Here is a 2,519-nt window from a genome sequence, read left to right as displayed (position 1 = left end):
TATTTAACTGCTTTTATGCAAAAGTCTCACATTAATAGTAATTCTTATTTAAGGAGAGTCTTATGAAAATTAAATTCTTATCGCCAACAATACTTTGCTTAAGTATTGTCTCTGCTTATGGCATACATAATGGGGTTAATGCTCAAACTGAGCAGGATGATACAGTAGCTACATTACCGCCTCTGCTTGTTGTTGCTAGCTATACACCTAAAACTGTTGCAGAAATACCTGCAACAGTTTGGTATATTGATAATGAGGAGATCACTTATGCGGTACGAACTGGTCAAAGTTTGAGTAACATTTTATCCACTAAGGTCCCGGGTTTGGATGTGGGCTCTCAAGGTAGAACTAATAATGGGCAAAATTTACGTGGACGACCAATGCTAGTCATGATTGACGGAGTTTCACTTAATTCTGTTCGTAAAATTAGCCGACAACTGGATTCTATTGACCCTAGCAATATTGAGCATATTGAGGTCTTGTCAGGTGCCTCTTCTGTCTATGGTGGTGATGCCACAGGTGGGGTAATTAACATTATTACTAAAAAAGGTGCGGCAGGTCCTTTACATGGTGATATTTCCGTTACAGGCACATCGGGATTTCAATCAAGTCAAGACCGTGATTTAGGCGCAGCTTTTTCGCTTAGTGGTGGTAAAGATAATGCCTACGGACGTTTCTCGATAGCATATCGTAAAAATAAAGCAGCGTATGATGGTAATGGGGACTTGATTGTGCCAGATGTTACGCAAGGATCCCTGCAATTTAATAAATCATTAGACTTAATGGCTTCTGCTTCATTTAGGTTTTCTGATTCACAAACACTCAATTTGCTTGGCCAATATTATGATAGCCAACAGGACTCTCCTTACGGGTTTGATTTTGGTAAAAATCTAATTGGATTAAGAACAAAAGACATCAAACTATCGGATCAATTCTATTCAGATCGGCATGCACATACTAAGCGTTATATGTTCAATGCTGATTACCATCACTCTGATTTTCTAGGTCAAGACTTATATGCCCAATTATCTTATCGAAAAGAGAAGCTAGGATTTATCCCATTTCCTGCTGGTGCTTATATTAGTACGTCTCAGCAAGATACTGATGTATTATCACTCAAAACAGTGCTGCATAAATCATGGGATGCATTATCTATAAGTTATGGTTTAGATGGTTATATTGATAAGTTTGAGTCAAGCCAAGCTGTTTTTGATCCGCGTATTAGTGCTCAAACAGGTGGGTTAGTTAATAAGACACTAGGTAAAACAGGTCGCTACCCAAAAACAAAGGTGCAGTCTATTTCAGGGTTTGCTCAGTTGGATTACAATCTAACGCAAAACTTGTTACTCTCAGCTGGCTATCGTTATCAGCATATGAAAAATACCATTGATGACTTTGTTGCTTCATCCCAACAAGCCAGTGTTCTTCTCGGTAGAGCTAAAAGCGCAGGCATTATTCCAGGGGGAAGTAATAGCTACAATGTCAGTTTATTTAATGTAGGACTAAACTATAACTTTGATAATGGCAATAAGGTGTGGACGAATTTTTCTCAAGGATTTGAGATTCCCGATCCAGCGAAATACTATGGTCAAGGTGTTTATGCTCGACAACCAGATGCAAGTGGACATTTGGAGCTTTTAAAAGGCGTAGATGTTAATGCATCTAAACTTAAAGGTATCAAAACCAGTGCCTACGAGTTAGGTTGGGAGTTTTCGAGAGGGGGACTTGATGGGAAGATCGCAGCATACTATTCTTTATCCGACGGTTCGATTAATTTTGACAGAAACACCCTACTCATAACTAGTATCGGCGGCAAAAAACGAATTCACGGGGTTGAAGGGAAATTGTCATATTGGTTAAATAATCAATTTCAAATCGGCTCATACGCACATTTAGTCCGAACAAAAATTAAATCTCCTGAAGGAGAATGGGAAAAGCCTGAAATTACAGAAGCTAGTCCATCTAAGTTAGGCGCATGGGTGAGATGGAAAGGTGAAAACTCGGATTTTGCTGTGCAACTAAACACCTCATTAGCTTTTAAAGGGGCTAAGGATCAGAAAATTAATGGTTTCACTACGGTCGATGCTGGATATAACTACCATTGGAAAAATAGTACGATCAGTTTAGGCGTGCAAAATATCTTTAACCGCCAATACACAACAACGTGGGGTGAACGAGCCAAAGCATACTACGGAGCGCTTGTGCCTGAACATATGGTGGACTTTAAGGGGAGAGGACGTACCTTCACGCTTTCATTCCAACAATCTTTCTAGTACCTATAAATAAGCAATTGTAGAGTTGGTTAGTCGATGTGCTGTTAACCAACTCTACATGCGATTACTTTGAAACTATTATTCTTAATGATGCTGTAATAACTATCCTGTCAGCGATTGAGGATAAAACTTATCTGATAAATTAGCAGTTTTTTTCCGAAACGTAGATATTAACTCTACGTAGGGTCACGATCCGTACACCCATTCCGCAAACGAGGGTGTAAGGTATTTTGTGTAACTTGATTT

1 protein-coding gene is annotated in these 2,519 nt (G+C 39.1%); it reads left to right on the top strand.

Annotation, left to right across the window (positions count from 1 at the left end; genetic code table 11):
* The first annotated feature begins 62 nt into the window (after positions 1–62).
* The gene (locus HMPREF3144_RS09170; RefSeq protein WP_070477556.1) at positions 63–2,273 is read left to right on the top strand and encodes a TonB-dependent receptor; all 2,211 of its coding nucleotides are present in this window, start codon (positions 63–65) and stop codon (positions 2,271–2,273) included.
* Positions 2,274–2,519: the final 246 nt, after the last annotated feature.

The organism is Oligella sp. HMSC05A10 (assembly GCF_001808335.1).
GTDB classification, from domain to species: Bacteria; Pseudomonadota; Gammaproteobacteria; order Burkholderiales; family Burkholderiaceae_B; genus Oligella; species Oligella urethralis.
Note: the sequence above shows the minus strand (reverse complement) of the source record. Positions and strands in the feature narration are given on the sequence as shown.